This is a genomic window from Bradyrhizobium sp. HKCCYLS2038 (assembly GCF_051167655.1).
Classification (GTDB): domain Bacteria; phylum Pseudomonadota; class Alphaproteobacteria; order Rhizobiales; family Xanthobacteraceae; genus Bradyrhizobium.
On sequence record NZ_JBNPTM010000001.1, the window covers coordinates 1,407,997 to 1,424,294 of the forward strand.

General features: G+C 65.8%; 14 protein-coding genes. 10 read left to right on the plus strand and 4 right to left on the minus strand.

What is annotated here, in order from left to right:
• The first annotated feature begins 46 nt into the window (after window positions 1-46).
• Window positions 47-1,009, plus strand: a complete 963-nt coding sequence (locus ACQR1I_RS06075) for a TAXI family TRAP transporter solute-binding subunit (protein ID WP_434867534.1) — start codon at window positions 47-49, stop codon at window positions 1,007-1,009.
• 120 nt (window positions 1,010-1,129) lie between these two features.
• Here ACQR1I_RS06075 and ACQR1I_RS06080 read toward each other — a convergent pair whose 3' ends face one another.
• The 3 genes from ACQR1I_RS06080 to mobA all read right to left on the minus strand — a co-directional run bounded on the left by ACQR1I_RS06080 (window position 1,130) and on the right by mobA (window position 3,734).
• On the minus strand, window positions 1,130-2,335 hold the full coding sequence (locus tag ACQR1I_RS06080; protein ID WP_434867533.1) for an ABC transporter substrate-binding protein: 1,206 nt from the start codon (window positions 2,333-2,335) through the stop codon (window positions 1,130-1,132).
• 166 nt (window positions 2,336-2,501) lie between these two features.
• Window positions 2,502-3,095 carry a cation transporter gene (locus tag ACQR1I_RS06085; RefSeq protein ID WP_434867532.1) on the minus strand — a complete coding sequence of 198 codons (594 nt, stop codon included), beginning with the start codon at window positions 3,093-3,095 and terminating at the stop codon, window positions 2,502-2,504.
• 9 nt (window positions 3,096-3,104) lie between these two features.
• Window positions 3,105-3,734: a molybdenum cofactor guanylyltransferase MobA gene (gene mobA / locus ACQR1I_RS06090; RefSeq protein ID WP_434867531.1), complete on the minus strand. Its 630-nt coding sequence runs from the start codon at window positions 3,732-3,734 to the stop codon at window positions 3,105-3,107.
• Window positions 3,735-3,951: 217 nt separating this feature from the next.
• Between mobA and mobB the strand changes: the two genes are divergently transcribed.
• The 3 genes from mobB (at window position 3,952) to ACQR1I_RS06105 (ending at window position 7,222) form a co-directional block, all read left to right on the plus strand.
• On the plus strand, window positions 3,952-4,485 hold the full coding sequence (gene mobB, locus ACQR1I_RS06095; RefSeq protein ID WP_434867530.1) for a molybdopterin-guanine dinucleotide biosynthesis protein B: 534 nt from the start codon (window positions 3,952-3,954) through the stop codon (window positions 4,483-4,485).
• Window positions 4,486-4,628: 143 nt separating this feature from the next.
• Window positions 4,629-4,886 carry a sulfurtransferase TusA family protein gene (locus tag ACQR1I_RS06100; RefSeq protein ID WP_434867529.1) on the plus strand — a complete coding sequence of 86 codons (258 nt, stop codon included), beginning with the start codon at window positions 4,629-4,631 and terminating at the stop codon, window positions 4,884-4,886.
• A 680-nt stretch (window positions 4,887-5,566) separates the two neighbouring features.
• Window positions 5,567-7,222 carry an OFA family MFS transporter gene (locus ACQR1I_RS06105; protein ID WP_434867528.1) on the plus strand — a complete coding sequence of 552 codons (1,656 nt, stop codon included), beginning with the start codon at window positions 5,567-5,569 and terminating at the stop codon, window positions 7,220-7,222.
• Between the two features lie 78 nt (window positions 7,223-7,300).
• Here ACQR1I_RS06105 and ACQR1I_RS06110 read toward each other — a convergent pair whose 3' ends face one another.
• A complete protein-coding gene (locus ACQR1I_RS06110; RefSeq protein WP_434867527.1) occupies window positions 7,301-7,750 on the minus strand; it encodes a hypothetical protein in 450 nt (149 codons plus the stop codon).
• 394 nt (window positions 7,751-8,144) lie between these two features.
• On the opposite strand from ACQR1I_RS06110, the gene ACQR1I_RS06115 reads away from it, so the two are divergent.
• The 6 genes from ACQR1I_RS06115 to ACQR1I_RS06140 all read left to right on the plus strand — a co-directional run bounded on the left by ACQR1I_RS06115 (window position 8,145) and on the right by ACQR1I_RS06140 (window position 16,285).
• Window positions 8,145-8,234, plus strand: coding sequence for a K(+)-transporting ATPase subunit F (locus ACQR1I_RS06115; protein ID WP_006614032.1), 90 nt, complete (start codon window positions 8,145-8,147; stop codon window positions 8,232-8,234).
• 31 nt (window positions 8,235-8,265) lie between these two features.
• Window positions 8,266-9,969 carry a potassium-transporting ATPase subunit KdpA gene (gene kdpA, locus ACQR1I_RS06120; protein ID WP_434867526.1) on the plus strand — a complete coding sequence of 568 codons (1,704 nt, stop codon included), beginning with the start codon at window positions 8,266-8,268 and terminating at the stop codon, window positions 9,967-9,969.
• A gap of 16 nt (window positions 9,970-9,985) precedes the next feature.
• Entirely contained in the window at window positions 9,986-12,106 is a 2,121-nt protein-coding gene (kdpB, locus tag ACQR1I_RS06125) for a potassium-transporting ATPase subunit KdpB (RefSeq protein WP_434867525.1), read from the plus strand.
• A gap of 117 nt (window positions 12,107-12,223) precedes the next feature.
• Window positions 12,224-12,829 (plus strand): K(+)-transporting ATPase subunit C, encoded by a 606-nt coding sequence (locus ACQR1I_RS06130; RefSeq protein ID WP_434867524.1) that lies wholly within the window; start codon window positions 12,224-12,226, stop codon window positions 12,827-12,829.
• Window positions 12,830-12,881: 52 nt separating this feature from the next.
• Window positions 12,882-15,599, plus strand: a complete 2,718-nt coding sequence (locus tag ACQR1I_RS06135; protein WP_434867523.1) for a DUF4118 domain-containing protein — start codon at window positions 12,882-12,884, stop codon at window positions 15,597-15,599.
• Window positions 15,596-16,285 carry a response regulator gene (locus ACQR1I_RS06140; protein ID WP_434867522.1) on the plus strand — a complete coding sequence of 230 codons (690 nt, stop codon included), beginning with the start codon at window positions 15,596-15,598 and terminating at the stop codon, window positions 16,283-16,285. Before ACQR1I_RS06135 ends, ACQR1I_RS06140 begins: the two co-directional genes overlap by 4 nt.
• Window positions 16,286-16,298: the final 13 nt, after the last annotated feature.

The window sequence follows — 16,298 nt, forward strand, 5'->3', positions numbered from 1 at the left end:
TGCATACAAGCGCGTGGTGGGCGTGCAGGTACGGAAAGGCCGGCCGATGAAGCGATTGCCATGGCTCGGCCTTGCCGTTGCACTGCTCGCCTCCGGCGCCGCAGCGCAGCAGGGAGGACAGGCCATCAGCACGCTCACGCTCAGCGGGACGGCGACGCCAGGGGGCGGCTTCCCGGTCTATGGCCAAGCCTTCGCCAAGGCCATCAACGATGCCGATCCCAAACTCGCGATCGTCCCGCGCAACACCATGGGCAGCAACGAGAACATTCCGCTGCTCGAGCGGGGTGAGCTCGATGTCGGCCTGGTGGCCGGCGAGCCGGCCTATCAGGCCTTCATGGGCATCGATCGCCCGAAGACCAGGCTCAAGATCCTGACGGCGATGTTCTCCAGCCCGGGCCTGTTCGTGGTGCGCCGCGACAGCGCGTATCGCAGCATCCGCGATCTTGTCGGCCATGTGGTCGTGTTCGGCGCCAAGGGCTCGGGCCTGCCGATCATGTCGCGCTACATGCTCGATGGGCTCGGCCTGAAGCAGGACGAGGATTTCGAGGCGATCTATCTCGATCGCGCCGGCGATGGACCGGCCATGGTGCAGGACGGCCGCGCCGTGGCGCTGTGGGGCGCCGGCACTGGCTGGCCGGGGTTCCACGCCATGGCAAAGGCGCCGGGCGGCGCGCGCTTCATCGCGCCCTCGGCCGAGGAGATTGCGCAGATCAGGGCTAAGCACAGCTTCCTGAAGCTGCTCACCGTGCCGCCGAACAGCTATCCCGGCCAGAGCGAAGCCATCGCCTCGATCGGCTCGTGGAGCTACGTGCTGACGCGCGAGAGCCTGCCCGACGACGTCGCCTACCGCCTGGCCAAGACGCTGCATGGCGCGGAAGCCGCGCTCTGCACCGCGCTGGCGCAGGCCTGCGAAACCACCGCCGCCAACACGGTGGCGGCGGCGCCAAGTCTCGATCTCATCCACCCGGGTGTCCTGAGATATTTCCGCGAGATCGGCGTGGCGAAATGAGGGGGGCGAATGGCGAATAGGGAGTAGCGAATGGGGCGAATCGGATTGCCTACTCGCTACTCGCTACTCGCTACTCGCTACTCGCTACTCGCTACTCGCTACTCGCTACTCGCTACTCGCCTATTTCATCGGGCACGCCGGATCGGGCGGCCCGAACGCATCCTCGCCCTTGATGGTCGCGAGGATCTTGTAATAGTCCCACGGATATTTGCTTTCCTCCGGCGACTTGACCTGCGCCAGCACGAGGTCGTGCACCATCAGATTGTCGGCGCGGAGCTTGCCGTTCCGGGCGAAGAAGTCCTCGACCGGCGTCTCCCGCATCTTCGCGGCCACCGCGAGCGGATCATCGCTGCCGGCCGCCTTGATGGCGTTCAGATAGTGCGTCACGGCGGAGTAGACGCCGGCCTGCCACATCGTCGGCATGCGGTTCATCTTGGCGAAATAGCGCTTCGACCATTCGCGCGTCTTGTCGTCCATGTCCCAGTAGAACGAGGTCGTCAGCAGCAGGCCTTGCGCCGCCGGCAGGCCGAGCGAGTGGATATCGGTGATCAGAGCCAGCAGCGCCGCCATTTGCTGGCCGCCCTTGAGCAGGCCGAACTCGGCCGCCGTCTTGATCTCGTTCATGTTGTTCGGCGGACCTGCGGCAATGCCGATGATCTTGGCCTTCGAGGCCTGTGCCTGCAGGATGAAGGAGGAGAGATCCGGCGTCGCGAATGGCGGCCGCACCGATCCGACGACCTTGCCGCCATTGGCGGTGACGACGCTCGAGGCATCGCGCTCGAGCGAATGACCGAAGGCGTAGTCGTCGGTGATGAAGAACCAGCTGTCGCCGCCGCGCTTGACGACTTCCTTCGCCGTGCCGGTGGCGAGCGCGCGGGTGTCGAACACCCATTGCATCGCGTAGGGCGAGCAGAACTTGCCGTGGAAATCGGCCGCGCCGGTCGATTGGGTGATGAACAGCTTCTTCTTTTCGGTGGCAATCGTCTGCACCGCGAGGCCGACGGCGGAGACCGGCACGTCGACGATCAGATCGACCTGCTCGGTGTCGTACCAGCGGCGCGCGATCGCAGCACCGATGTCGGGCTTGAGCTGATGATCGCCGACGATGACGCTGATCGGCTTGTCCAGCACCTTGCCGCCGAAATCATCCACCGCCATCTGCGCGGCCGTGACCGAGCCCTGTCCGGTCGGCGTCGAGGCCGGGCCGTTCATGTCGCTGAGCACGCCGATCTTGACGACGTTATCCGAGATCTCGGCGTGCGTGGCCGTCGTGACCAGCAGCGCTGCCGCGGCGCATGCCGCCCGCCTCAAGGAACCGAGTTGCAATCCGTCCTCCACCGCTGTCGGCGTCGCGCCGTTGGTCGTCGCGGCTCTGCTGGCCGCTCCGCCTATCTGCAATCAATCCGGGGCGGCCGTCAATCACACCGCAGAGCGGCCGAAAGGGACGAACGTTTGCACCGCAAAGAGTGGCCGGGCGGGTGGTCCGTCCGCTTCAGGCCTTGGCGGCCTTGTGCTCCTCATGCGCGGCCTCCCACACTTCGCGCGCGGCGTCAGCGTTCATCAGCGCGATACCGACGCCGACGATCAGATCGGGCCATATCGAGCGCCACAGGAAGGCGGTGACCAGGCCGACCGCGATGATGGCGATGTTGGCGAAGGCATCGTTGCGCGCCGACAGGAAGGCGGCCCTGGTCAGGCTGCCCTGGTGATCACGGACCCGCGCGAGGATCAATGCGCAGCCGAGATTGACGACCAGCGCGCCGAGGCCAGCCACGGTCAGCGGCAGCGGCGCCGGCACGACGGGAGTGACGAAGAGTTTCTCTCCCGCGGTCCACAGCCCGGCCAGCGCGGGCGTGAGCAGGATCAGCGCCAGCACCTTGCCGAGCTGCGCCCGCCGCGCAGCACTCCAGCGCAGCGCCAGCGCGATCAGCAGATTGACCGACGCATCCTCGAGGAAATCGACGCTGTCGGCGAACAGCGAGACCGAGCCGATCGCCAGCGCGACCGCGAACTCGATGCCGAAATAGCCGAGATTGAGTGCCGCGACGGCGAGTACGGCCCGGCGGACGGAGGTCGTAGCATCCATCGTGCGTCCTCAGTCGCCCATAGCGGCGAGCCGCTCCGCCTCGGCAAGATCGTCGGCGGTGTTGGCGTTGAAGAACGGGTCGCGCGGCTCAATCGGCCAGGTCACGGTGGCGACGTTGTAGCGCGCCGTGAAGCGGGTGACCTTCCTGATGTCCTCAGTGAGGAGAGCGCGGCGGAGATCGTCGCGCAATCCGACCGGCCACAGGCCGATCACCGGATGGATCTGACCGCCCGAAGCCGCCAGCGCAATATCGGCGCCTTCAGCCGCGCGGGCGGCGGCGAGGCGCGTGACCAGATCGGGCGGCAGGAACGGACAGTCGGCGGCGGCGCTGAGCATCCATTGCGCGGCGGGCATCCGGGCTGCGACGACGTCGAGGCCGGCCAGGATGCCCGCCAGCGGACCCTGAAAGCCGTCGATGCTGTCGGGCACGACAGGGAGGCCGAGCGCGCCGAAGCGGGCCGGATCGCCATTGGCATTGAGGAACAAGGTTCCACATTGCGGGGTCAGTCGCGCGATCACCCGCTGCAGAATGGTCTGGCCGCCAATCAGGCGCATCGGCTTGTCGCCGCCGCCCATCCGCCGGGAGAGGCCGCCCGCGAGCAGGACGCCCGGGATCGATGCCGCGGGCATCGCTGTCATGGTCACTGGTTCCGTATTGCCGAACGCGGTCTATCACGTCCCGCGGCGCAGCGTGAGTGCCGGGTTGGCCGCAGCGAACCCGGTCCGCTCCGGCCGCGCGAAGCCTCCCGGCATGACATTGCAACGCCGGGGTTATAAAGCTTCAGGTCACCGCCCCAATCTGCAGCGGCGCGTTCGCGCAGGCAGTGGCCGTGCTCGAGACATTCTGGAGACCGCAATGAACGTCATCGGCCTTGCCGGCTGGAGCGGCGCCGGCAAGACAACCCTGCTGACGCGGCTGATTCCACACCTGATTGCGCGGGGACTTCGCGTCTCCGTGGTCAAGCATGCCCATCACCGATTCGATGTCGATGTGCCCGGAAAGGACTCGTGGCGGCACCGGGAGGCCGGCGCCGCGGAGGTCCTGGTCGCATCGGGAACGCGATGGGCCTTGATGCACGAGTTGCGGGGCCGGCCCGAGCCGACGATGGCCGATCTGCTGGGCAAGATGGCCGAGGTCGACCTGGTCGTCGTGGAAGGGTACAAGGCCGGTCCGCATCGCAGGATCGAGGTGCATCGCAGCGACAATGGCAAGCCGTTCTTGTTCCCGGATGACCCCGGCATCGTTGGCATTGCCTGTGATGTCCGGGTCGGAACCGAGTTGCCGCAGGCTCATCTCGACGACATCCCCGCGATTGCGGAACTGATGCTGAGGGCGGCGATGCCGTTGTCCGAGGTCCAGGCCCTAGTCCAGGCCTTGCCGAGATATTGAGTTGCGGCGGAGAACCGTCGGGTTCCATCGTGAGAACCTGGGCGGAGAGAGTACGACATGGAACCGATGACGACGCGGTTGCTGCAGCGCCGCACCTATTCTGGAACTCACGATCGCGCGATCGCCTCTTTCGGACGGAGCAGATGATCAGGCTCGACCTCTCCGGCTTGAAGTGCCCACTGCCCGTGCTCAAAACCCGCAAGGCGCTGCAGTCGCTGAAGGCGGGCCAGCGCCTGGAAGTGCGCTGCACCGACCCTTTGGCCGTCATCGACATTCCAAACCTGATTCGAGAAACCGGGGATCGGATCGAGATTGTCGACCACGGCGAACGCAGCGTTCTGTTTTTGATCGAGAAGAGGGCGGGAGATGACGTCGCTGGCCCGCCGGAAAGCGCAGCATGACGTGCTGCAGGTTGTCTCAACTAAGTAGTTCGTGCGAGAGGCCTGGAAATTAAGTGTCAAGCCATCGAGTTGCTGCCGATCGTCGCATGGTGGTCGGCGTTCGCCCATAACAATGCCGCCTTCTCAGTCGAGGCTTGCGTCAATGTGGCGAGGCAAGGAGAGGTTGTTTCCTTCACATCTTCGAGAGCGGTGTCATCTCATTCCGACGGCCGTCACCTGCATGGGTGATTCTGATTAGTTGGTTTGGCGGAGCGCGACATCGACCGAAGTATCGGCGACACAGATGACTGCAGCCGAGAGTGGCGACGGTGTGAGTTGCACGTGAATTTTTTGGTTTGATAGCAACACTTGTTGGTTGCGGTGCGATCAATCCACGACGATCGACCAAATATTACCATTTTACTATCGACAATTTGCCTCGGTTCTGCACCAATTGAGGCGCCTCCGCGGAGGTTGCGGAAGTTTGGTCGTGCCCGCAAGTGATCGGGCCAAGCAGGACCGCTGCAAAATGATGGTCACGGCATACGTCCTCGGGTGAGGGGGTCTTATGCCAGCGGCCAGAATGAGCGTTTGTGCGTTGCAAAGCGGTTCGGCAGGCCAAGCGGGTAGGCAAGCGTATCGATTCTGATCAAGGGGACAGAACATGACGGTGTTGCGTTGGACGGGCAGGGGAGGAATGCATGGCAAGCATTGAAAGCGCGGGGACGCTGCAGAACCCGCAAGCGGGCATTTTCGATCGTGAACACACCGTCGCAAAAGCGGGCTTCAATCGCTGGCTGGTTCCTCCGGCGGCGCTGTGCATCCATTTGTGCATCGGCATGGCCTATGGCTTCTCGGTGTTCTGGCTGCCCCTGTCGCGCGCGATCGGTGTGACGCAGACGCAGGCCTGCCCGGACATGAGCCTGTTGCAGGAGCTGGTCACGACCACCTGCGATTGGAAGGTCGCGAGCCTCGGCTGGATGTACACTCTGTTCTTCGTGCTGCTTGGCGGCTCGGCAGCGATCTGGGGCGGCTGGCTCGAACGGGCCGGACCGCGCAAGGCGGGCGCCGTGGCGGCCTGCTGCTGGGGCGGCGGCCTGCTGTTCGCGGCACTCGGCATTTACGTGCATCAGCTCTGGATGATGTGGCTGGGCGCCGGCGTCATCGGCGGCATCGGTCTCGGCCTCGGCTACATCTCGCCGGTCTCGACGCTGGTGAAATGGTTCCCTGACCGCCGCGGCATGGCGACCGGCATGGCGATCATGGGCTTCGGCGGCGGCGCAATGATCGGCGCTCCGCTGGCCAACCTGCTGATGAACTACTTCAAGACGCCGACCTCGGTGGGTGTCTGGGAAACGTTCGTCACGATGGGCCTGATCTACTTCGTGTTCATGATGATCGGCGCCTTCGCCTACCGCGTCGCTCCGGTCGGCTGGCAGCCCGAGGGCTGGACGCCGCCTGCGGTGAAGAAGGCGATGATCTCCGAGCACCATGTCCATCTCGACAACGCGCACAAGACGCCGCAGTTCTGGCTGGTCTGGTGGGTGCTCTGCTTGAACGTGTCGGCGGGTATCGGCGTGATCGGCATGGCTTCGCCGATGCTGCAGGAGATCTTCGCCGGCAAGCTGATCGGCATGCCCGACGTCAGCTTCAACCAGCTCGATGCGACGCAGAAGGCAACCGTCGCGGGCATCGCGGCAGGCTTCGCCGGCCTGCTCTCGCTGTTCAACATCGGCGGCCGTTTCTTCTGGGCCTCGCTGTCGGACCATATCGGCCGCAAGGCCACCTACTACTGCTTCTTCCTGATCGGCATCGCGCTCTATGCACTGGCGCCGACCTTTGCAGCGATGGGATCGAAGCTGTTGTTCGTGGGCGCCTTTGCCATCATCCTCTCGATGTATGGCGGCGGGTTCGCCACTGTGCCGGCCTATCTCGCCGACCTGTTCGGCACCCAGTTCGTGGGCGCCATTCACGGTCGGCTGCTGACGGCCTGGGCGACCGCCGGCATCATCGGTCCGGTGGTGGTCAACTACATCCGCGAGTTCCAGCTCGCCGCCGGCGTGCCGCGCGACCAGCTGTATAACACGACGATGTACATCCTCTGCGCCATGCTCCTGGCGGGCCTGATCTGCAACCTGCTGATCAAGCCGGTCGATCAAAAGTGGAACATGAGCCAGGATGAGGTCGCTCGCTACCAGGCCCAGCTCGCCAAGAACGAGTCGGCGATCCAGCACGGCTCGTTCGGCATCGGCAGGGGCGGCTTGGACGGCAGATCCGCGCTGTTCTGGGCCTTCGTCGGCGTGCCGCTGGCGTGGGGTGTCTGGAAGACGCTGGAAAGCGCGGTCAAGATCTTCTGATCCAAGCAACGGATCGAAGCATGCGGGGCGGCCGATCTGGCCGCCCCGTTTTTTTGTCTCGCTGATTGGCTCGCCGCTCTAGAAATTTTCGCAGCAGATCGTCTCCTCGAGCGTCGGCTCGGCTTCGCAAGCGCGTCTTGCATGCGACGATGTCGCGGATCCCTCGAGCCGGTGCGCCTCGACGGCTGCCTCGAGCAGAGCAAGCGCGATGTCGGCGTGCCGTCCCTCGGCGCAGTGGTCGAGCCAGTCGGGCAGCTCGCGCCGCTGCGACAGTGCGCAGTGCCATTCGCCGCCGTCATAGTCCAGCCGGCGCAGCGACCAGCTCGGCAGCTGCAGAGCGATCAGCTCAAGCGCGGCATCGACACGCGCGCCGGCTTGAACCATCCGATCGATCCTGGTCCGGCGCCGTGCGCGCGCCGACAATGCTGAAATGCCGTCGGCCTGACCGAGCAGCTCGGCCATCAGCGCGGCGCCGCGCTGTGCGATCTGCGGAGGCGCGTCGAAATCGAATACCGTCGTGACCGGCATGGCGCTGTCCCATTGTCCTTGAACCATGGCCGTCGTGGCCGGACAGCAATCTGGCGCCGGAGGCCGTAGGAAGGCGAGAGGGGCGGAGGACCAGAGATATAGGCGGCGCATAAACGCGCGGTCCCGCGCCGGCGCCAGCGCTGCGGCCTCATATGAGATTCCTATAACGCCGCCGGCCGCGCCGTCTCGAAAACCTATGGGACCGAATGCCATCTGGCACCGTGGACGAGGCGGGGGCGCACACGCGCGCCCCAGCCGCTCTACGCGCTGCGCGCCGGTTGCGCGCATGAGGAGAACACCATGCTGGACCTCTTGATGCTGGCGCTGGCCGCCAGCCTGTTCGCCTTGGCGATCGGCTACACCTACGCCTGCGAGCGGCTGTAGGAGGCGGGCCATGATCGTCGACTATTCGCTCGCCGGCGCCGTGTCGCTCGGCCTCCTGATCTATCTCACCTACGCGCTGCTGCGGCCCGAGCGGTTCTGAGCCGGCCTCGGCACTTCCAAGGACATTCCCCATGACTGTGATCGGCTGGATCCAGATCCTGCTCTATTGCGCCGTCATCGTCGCGCTCGCCAAGCCGCTCGGCTGGTACATGACGCGCGTCTTCAACGGCGACCGCACCTTCCTCTCTCCGGTGCTGCGGCCGGTAGAAGCCGCGATCTACTGGATCGGCGGCGTCGACGAGCGGCGCGAGCAGCATTGGCTGACCTATACGGTGGCCATGCTGCTGTTCCACGTCGGCGGCTTCCTGATCATCTACGGCGTGATGCGGTTGCAGGCCGTGCTGCCGTTCAACCCCGCCGACCAATCCGCCGTCGCGGAAGATCTGTCGTTCAACACCGCGATCAGCTTCCTCACCAACACCAACTGGCAGAACTACGGCGGCGAGAGCACGATCTCCTATCTCGTGCAGATGCTCGGCCTGACGCACCAGAACTTCCTCTCGGCCGCCACGGGCATCGTGCTGGCGATCGCGCTGATCCGCGGCTTCTCACGAGCCTCCGCGCGCACCGTCGGCAATTTCTGGGTCGACGTCGTCAGGTGTACGCTCTACATCCTGCTGCCGCTGTGCATCGTGTACACGCTGTTCCTGGTCTGGCAGGGCATCCCGCAGACGCTGGGGCCCTATGTCGAGGCGACGACGCTCGAAGGCGCCAGGCAGACCATCGCGGTCGGGCCGGTGGCCTCGCAGGTCGCGATCAAGATGCTCGGCACCAATGGCGGCGGCTTCTTCAATGCCAATGCTGCGCATCCGTTCGAGAATCCGACCGCGCTGTCGAACTTCATACAGATGCTCTCGATCTTCGCGCTCGGCGCCGCGCTGACCAACGTGTTCGGCCGCATGGTCGGCAACCAGCGCCAGGGCTGGGCGATCCTCGCCGTGATGGGCGTGCTGTTCATCTCAGGCGTTGCCATCACCTATTGGGCAGAGGCCAATGGCAGCAACGTGCTCAACGCGCTCGGGCTGACCGGCGGCAACATGGAGGGCAAGGAGGTCCGCTTCGGCATCGTCGCATCCTCGCTGTTCGCCGTGATCACGACGGCGGCGTCCTGCGGCGCCGTCAACGCGATGCATGACAGCTTCACCGCGCTCGGCGGCATGATCCCGCTGATCAACATGCAGCTCGGCGAGATCATCATAGGCGGCGTCGGCGCCGGCCTTTACGGCATGCTGCTGTTCGTCGTGCTCGCGATCTTCGTCGCCGGCCTGATGGTCGGACGCACGCCGGAATATGTCGGCAAGAAGATCGAGGCCCGCGAGGTCAAGATGGCCATGCTGGCAATTCTCGTGCTGCCGCTGATGTATCTCGGCTGGACAGCGGTCGCCGTCGTGCTGCCCTCGGCCGTCGCGTCGATGGCCAATGCCGGCCCGCATGGCTTCACCGAGGTGCTCTACGCCTTCACCTCGGCCACTGCCAACAACGGTTCGGCCTTCGCAGGCCTCACCGGCAACACCTTCTTCTACAACCTGACGCTGGCGTCATCGATGTTCGTCGGCCGCTTCTTCATGATCATCCCGGCGATGGCGATTGCAGGCTCCCTCGCCGAGAAGAAGTCGATCCCGCCGTCGGCCGGCACCCTGCCGACGACGGGTGGCCTGTTTGTCGGCTTGGTCGTGGGCGTCATCCTGATCATCGGCGGCCTCACCTTCTTCCCCGCACTCGCCCTCGGTCCGATCGTCGAGCATCTCGCGATGACCGCTGGCACCGTGTTCTGATCTCGGAGCAACCTCCATGGAAACCGTCAAACTGCAGAAGCGCTCGTCGATGTCGACCATGCTCGACGCGAAGATCGTGCTGCCCGCCATCAAGGCTGCGTTCGTCAAGCTCGATCCGCGGCTGATGATCAAGAACCCGGTGATGTTCGTCGTCGAGGTCGTCGCCGCCCTCACCACGGTGATCTTCCTGCGCGACGTCGTGTCCGGTGGCGCCAACCTCGGCTTCACCTTCCAGATCATTCTCTGGCTGTGGTTCACCGTGCTGTTCGCCAACTTTGCCGAAGCCGTCGCCGAAGGCCGCGGCAAGGCGCAGGCGGATTCGCTGCGCAAGACCCGCACCGAGAGCCAGGCCAAGCTGCTGACCGGCTCTGGTACGACCGACCACAGCTACAAGCTGGTCGCAGGCACCAGCCTGAAGGTCGGCGACATCGTGCTGGTCGAGGCCGGCGACACCATCCCGTCCGACGGCGAGGTGATCGAGGGCGTCGCCTCGGTCAACGAAGCCGCGATCACCGGCGAGTCCGCGCCTGTCATCCGCGAATCCGGCGGTGACCGCTCGGCGGTGACCGGCGGCACGCAGGTGCTGTCGGATTGGGTGCGCGTGCGCATCACGGCCGCCCAGGGCTCGACCTTCATCGACCGCATGATCAAGCTGGTCGAGGGCGCCGAGCGGCAGAAGACGCCGAACGAGATCGCGCTGAACATCCTGCTCGCCGGCCTCACCATCATCTTCGTGTTCGCGACGGTGACGATCCCGAGCTACGCGGCCTATGCCGGCGGCTCGATCTCGGTGGTGGTGCTGGTGGCGCTGTTCGTGACCCTGATCCCGACCACCATCGGCGCGCTGTTGTCGGCGATCGGCATCGCCGGCATGGACCGCCTGGTGCGCTTCAACGTGCTGGCGATGTCCGGCCGTGCCGTCGAGGCCGCCGGCGACGTCGATACGCTGCTGCTCGACAAGACCGGCACCATCACGCTCGGCAACCGCCAGGCGACCGCGTTCCGTCCGGTGCGCGGCGTGAGCGAGCAGGAGCTCGCCGACGCTGCACAGCTCGCCTCGCTGGCCGACGAGACCCCGGAGGGCCGCTCGATCGTCGTGCTGGCCAAGGAGAAGTACGGCATCCGCGGCCGCGACATGGCCGAGCTCGGCGCCACCTTCGTGCCGTTCACCGCGCAGACCCGTATGAGCGGCGTCGATGCCGGCGGCTCGTCGGTGCGCAAGGGCGCGGTCGACGCGATCCTCAACTATATCGGCGGTGGCGCCGTCACGCAGGTCGCCTCCGGCAATACGATGCGCGCAATTCCGCAGGCCGAGAGCGAGCTCGCCCGCGAGATCCGCGCCATCTCGGACGACATCGCCAAGTCCGGCGGCACGCCGCTGGCGGTGGCGAGGGACGGTCGCCTGCTCGGCGTCATCCAGCTCAAGGACATCGTCAAGGGCGGCATCCGCGAGCGCTTTGCCGAGCTGCGCCGCATGGGCATCCGCACCGTCATGATCACCGGCGACAACCCGATGACCGCAGCCGCCATCGCGGCCGAGGCGGGAGTCGACGACTTCCTGGCGCAGGCGACGCCCGAGGACAAGCTCAGGCTGATCCGCGACGAGCAGGCCAAAGGCAAGCTGGTGGCGATGTGCGGCGACGGCACCAATGACGCGCCGGCGCTGGCGCAGGCCGATGTCGGCGTCGCCATGAACACCGGCACGCAGGCGGCGCGCGAGGCCGGCAACATGGTCGATCTGGACTCCAACCCGACCAAGCTGATCGAGGTGGTCGAGATCGGCAAGCAGCTGCTGATGACGCGCGGTGCGCTGACGACGTTCTCGATCGCCAACGACGTCGCCAAGTATTTTGCGATCATCCCGGCGATGTTCCTGGCGTTCTACCCGCAGCTCAACGTGCTGAACGTCATGAATCTCGCGAGCCCGCAGAGCGCGATCCTGTCGGCGATCATCTTCAACGCGCTTGTTATCATCGCGCTGATCCCGCTGGCGCTGAAGGGCGTCGCCTACCGCGCCATCGGCGCCGGCGCGCTGCTCGGCCGCAACCTGCTGATCTACGGGCTCGGCGGCATCATCATTCCCTTCATCGGCATCAAGGCGATCGACCTGCTCGTGACCGCCTTGCATCTGGCTTGACCCACCAACCGCCGTCATTGCGAGCGCAGCGAAGCAATCCAGAGTTCCGCGCGCAGCCCTGGATTGCTTCGTCGCTTCGCTCCTCGCAATGACGGCAGAGATATCGGAGACTCAACCATGCTCAAAGAAATCCGTCCCGCCATCTTCGTCCTGCTCGCGCTGACCTTCATCACCGGGCTGCTCTATCCGCTTGCGATGACCGTCGTTGCCGGCACGATCTTCCCGGCCCAGGCCGAGGGCAGCCTGATCACGCGCAACGGTGTAGTGATCGGCTCGGCGCTGATCGGCCAGGAGTTCAAGGACGACAAATACTTCCATGGCCGTCCATCCGCGACGTCAGCCGCCGATCCGAATGACGCCACCAAGACGGTGCCGGCACCCTACAACGCCGCCAACTCCTCCGGCTCCAATCTCGGCCCGACCAGCAAGGCGCTGGCCGACCGCGTCAAGGAGGATGTCGACAAGCTCAAGGGGGAGAATCCCGCGCAGGCCGTGTCGGTCGATCTGGTTACGACCTCGGCGAGCGGGCTCGATCCGAACATCTCGCCGGAGGGCGCGCTGTTCCAGGTGCCGCGGGTGGCCAAGGCGCGCGGCTTGCCGGAAGCCAGCGTTCGGGCGCTGGTTGCTCAGCAGACCCAGGGCCGCCTGATCGGACTGCTCGGCGAACCCCGCGTTAACGTGCTGGCTCTCAATCTGGCGCTCGACGCCGCCAAGGTGCAATGAACCGGCCCCGCGCCCTGGCTTGGCGGCAATGACATCAGGTCTATAATGCCGCATGGCCAGCCAACGCCGCAATCCTGACCAACGTCCCTCGCCGGAAGCGCTGCTCGAAGCGGCCCGGCGCGAGGAGAGTCCTGCCGGCAAGCTCAAGATCTTCGTCGGCGCCGCGCCCGGCGTCGGCAAGACCTATGAGATGCTGTCGAGCGCGCATGCCAAGGTGAAGGCCGGCGTCGACGTCGTCGTGGGCCTGGTCGAGACCCATGGCCGCGCCGAGACCGAGGCGCTGGTGCGCGGCCTGGAGGTGATCCCGCGCAAGCGCATCTCCTACAAGGATCAGAGCGTCGAGGAGATGGATCTGGATGCCGTGATCGCGCGGCGGCCGAAGCTCGCGATCGTCGACGAGCTCGCGCACACCAATGCCGCCGGCAGCCGTCATCCGAAGCGCTATCTCGACGTCGAGGAGCTGCTGTCGCACGGCATCGATGTCTATACCGCCGTCAACGTCCAGCACATCGAGAGCCTCAACGACGTCGTCGCCCAGATCACCCATGTGCGGGTGCGCGAGACGGTGCCAGATTCGATCTTCGACCGCGCCGATGCCATCGAGCTGATCGACCTCACGCCCGATGACCTGATCCAGCGGCTCAAGGAGGGCAAGGTCTATGTGCCCAAGCAGGCCGAGCGGGCGCTGGAGCATTATTTCTCGCCGGGCAATCTGACCGCCCTGCGCGAGCTGGCGCTGCGCCGGACCGCCGAGCGGGTCGACGAGCAACTGCTCACTCACATGCAGGCCAACGCCATTGCCGGCCCCTGGGCGGCCGGCGAGCGCATTCTGGTTTGCGTCTCCGAGGATCCGCGTGCGGCGAGCCTGGTGCGCTACACCAAGCGGCTCGCCGATCGCGTCCATGCGCCCTGGACCGCGGTCACGATCGAGACACGGCGCAATCTGCAGCTCACGGACAAGCAGCGTGACCGGCTGGCCGATACGCTGCGATTGGCGGAAAGCCTGGGCGGCGAGGCGCTGACGATCCCCGGCGTCGGCCGCCGCATCGCCGACGACCTCATCAGCTTCGCGCAAGCCAACAACGTCACCCAGATCATCATCGGCAAGTCCAGCCGCTCGCGGCTGTTCGAGATGATCAGGGGCTCCGTCGTTCACGACCTCGTCCGGCACGCCGGCAACATCAGCATCCATGTCATCGCCGGCGAGGAGCCGTCGGAGGCGCCCGGGCCTTCGGTGCAGACGCGCGCCCGTAGCGAGCCGTTCCAGCCAAAGCCCTATGCGATGGCGCTGCTGATCACGACGGCCGGCCTCGGCCTCGCCGAGCTGATCCAGCCCTTCTTCGGCATCGAGAACGTCGACCTGGTGTTTCTCACCGCCGTCGTCGGCGTCGCCGCGCGCTACGGCCTCGGACCGTCGCTGCTGGCGAGCCTCGCCGCGTCGCTGTGCTACAACTTCTTCTTCCTGCCGCCGCTGTATACGTTCACGATCACCGACCCGACCAACATCGGCGCGTTCTTCTTCTTCATGCTGATCGCGATGCTGGTGTCGAATGTCGCCGCGCGCGTTCGCATTCAGGCCGATTCCGCGGCCCTGCGCATCCGGACCACCGAGCAGCTCTACGCCTTCAGCCGCAAGCTCGCCGGCACGGCGACCTTGGACGACGTGCTGTGGACGACCGCCTATCAAGCGGCCCTGATGCTGAAGGTCCGCGTCGTGTTGCTGCTGCCTCAGGACGGCAAGCTCACGGTGATGGCCGGCTATCCGCCGGAGGACCAGCTCGACGATGCCGATCTCGCCGCGGCGAGCTGGGCGTTCGCCAACGATCGCGCCGCCGGCCGCGGCTCCGACACGCTGCCCGGTGCAAAACGCCTGTTCCTGCCGATGCGCACCGGCCGTGGCCTGATCGGCGTCATCGGCATCGATGACGACCGCACCGGCCCGCTCTTGACGCCCGACCAGCGCCGGCTGCTCGATGCGCTGGTCGACCAGGGCGCGCTGGCGATCGAGCGCGTGCTGCTGGTCGAGGACATGGACAAGGTCAAGCGCACCATGGAGCAGGACCGGCTGCGCTCGGCGCTGCTGACCTCGATCTCGCATGATCTGAAGACGCCGCTCGCCTCCGTGCTCGGCGCGGCCTCGACGATGCGCGACCTGGCGACGCGGCTGTCGGACCGCGAGAAGCTCGATCTTCTCGCCACCGTGATCGACGAATCCGAGCGGCTGAATCGTTTCATTGCCAACCTGCTCGACATGACCAAGCTGGAGTCGGGTGCCATCGTGCCGAATGCGGCGCTTCATGATGTCGGCGAGATCGTCGGCAGCGCGCTGCGGCGAGCGAGCAAGATCCTCGCCGCCCACCAAGTGTCGCTCGACCTGGCCTCCGATCTGCCGATGGTCGAGGTCGATGCCGTGTTGTTCGAGCAGGTGCTGTTCAACCTGCTCGACAACGCCGCCAAATATGCACCGGCCGACACCTCGATTGCGATCCGCGCCTTCAGCGACGCGAATTGGGTCGTGCTCGACATCCGTGACGAAGGCGACGGCATTCCGGCCGCCGAGGTCGAGCACGTGTTCGACAAGTTCTACCGCGTGCAGAAGGGCGACCAGGTGCGGCCGGGCACCGGGCTCGGGCTTGCGATCTCGCGCGGCTTCATCGAAGCCATGCATGGCCGCATCGTCGCCGGCAACCGCACCGACCGGCGCGGCGCCGTCCTTACCATTCGCCTGCCGGTGCCCGCGCAGGCCAAGCCGCTGGAGACCGCTGCATGACGGGCGCTCCAATCAAGGTCCTGGCCATCGACGACGAGCCGCCGATCCGCAAGCTGCTGCGCATGGGCCTGGCGACGCAGGGCTACGAGATCCTGGAGGCGCCGAGCGGCAGGGTCGCGCTCGAAAAGCTCGCCGAGAATCCGGCGCTCATTATCCTCGACCTCGGGCTGCCCGACATCGACGGCCATGAGCTGCTGCGCACCATCCGGGCGCGCAACGACAGCATCCCGATCGTGGTGCTCTCCAGCCGCGGCGATGAGGCCGGGAAGGTCAAGGCGCTCGACCTCGGCGCCGACGATTACATCACCAAGCCGTTCGGCATGGACGAACTGCTGGCGCGGCTGCGCGCGGCGCTGCGCCACCAGCTGCAGGTGCAGGGCGAGCGCCCGGTGTTCCGCACCGGCGACCTCTCGGTCGACCTCGTCCGCCGCATCGTCAAGCTCGGCGAGCGCGAGATCAAGCTGTCGCCCAAGGAATACGACCTGCTGCGCGTCCTGGTGCAGCACGCCGGCAAGGTGCTGACGCATCGCTTCCTGCTGAAGGAGCTGTGGGACGAACTGACCGACGCGCAATATCTCCGCGTCTACGTCCGCCAGCTCCGCCAGAAGATCGAGACCGACCCCGAACGCCCGCACTTCGTGTTGACCGAGACTGGTATCGGCTATCGGCTAAGGGCGCCGGATTAGCCTGATGTTTGAT

Coding starts and splice junctions, on each gene's coding strand:
- ACQR1I_RS06075 (WP_434867534.1), top strand. CDS start 47: ATGAAGCGATTGCCATGGCTCGGCCTTGCCGTTGCACTGCTCGCCTCC.
- ACQR1I_RS06085 (WP_434867532.1), bottom strand. CDS start 3,095: ATGGATGCTACGACCTCCGTCCGCCGGGCCGTACTCGCCGTCGCGGCA.
- mobA (WP_434867531.1), bottom strand. CDS start 3,734: ATGACAGCGATGCCCGCGGCATCGATCCCGGGCGTCCTGCTCGCGGGC.
- mobB (WP_434867530.1), top strand. CDS start 3,952: ATGAACGTCATCGGCCTTGCCGGCTGGAGCGGCGCCGGCAAGACAACC.
- ACQR1I_RS06100 (WP_434867529.1), top strand. CDS start 4,629: ATGATCAGGCTCGACCTCTCCGGCTTGAAGTGCCCACTGCCCGTGCTC.
- ACQR1I_RS06105 (WP_434867528.1), top strand. CDS start 5,567: ATGGCAAGCATTGAAAGCGCGGGGACGCTGCAGAACCCGCAAGCGGGC.
- ACQR1I_RS06110 (WP_434867527.1), bottom strand. CDS start 7,750: ATGCCGGTCACGACGGTATTCGATTTCGACGCGCCTCCGCAGATCGCA.
- ACQR1I_RS06115 (WP_006614032.1), top strand. CDS start 8,145: ATGATCGTCGACTATTCGCTCGCCGGCGCCGTGTCGCTCGGCCTCCTG.
- kdpA (WP_434867526.1), top strand. CDS start 8,266: ATGACTGTGATCGGCTGGATCCAGATCCTGCTCTATTGCGCCGTCATC.
- kdpB (WP_434867525.1), top strand. CDS start 9,986: ATGGAAACCGTCAAACTGCAGAAGCGCTCGTCGATGTCGACCATGCTC.
- ACQR1I_RS06130 (WP_434867524.1), top strand. CDS start 12,224: ATGCTCAAAGAAATCCGTCCCGCCATCTTCGTCCTGCTCGCGCTGACC.
- ACQR1I_RS06135 (WP_434867523.1), top strand. CDS start 12,882: ATGGCCAGCCAACGCCGCAATCCTGACCAACGTCCCTCGCCGGAAGCG.
- ACQR1I_RS06140 (WP_434867522.1), top strand. CDS start 15,596: ATGACGGGCGCTCCAATCAAGGTCCTGGCCATCGACGACGAGCCGCCG.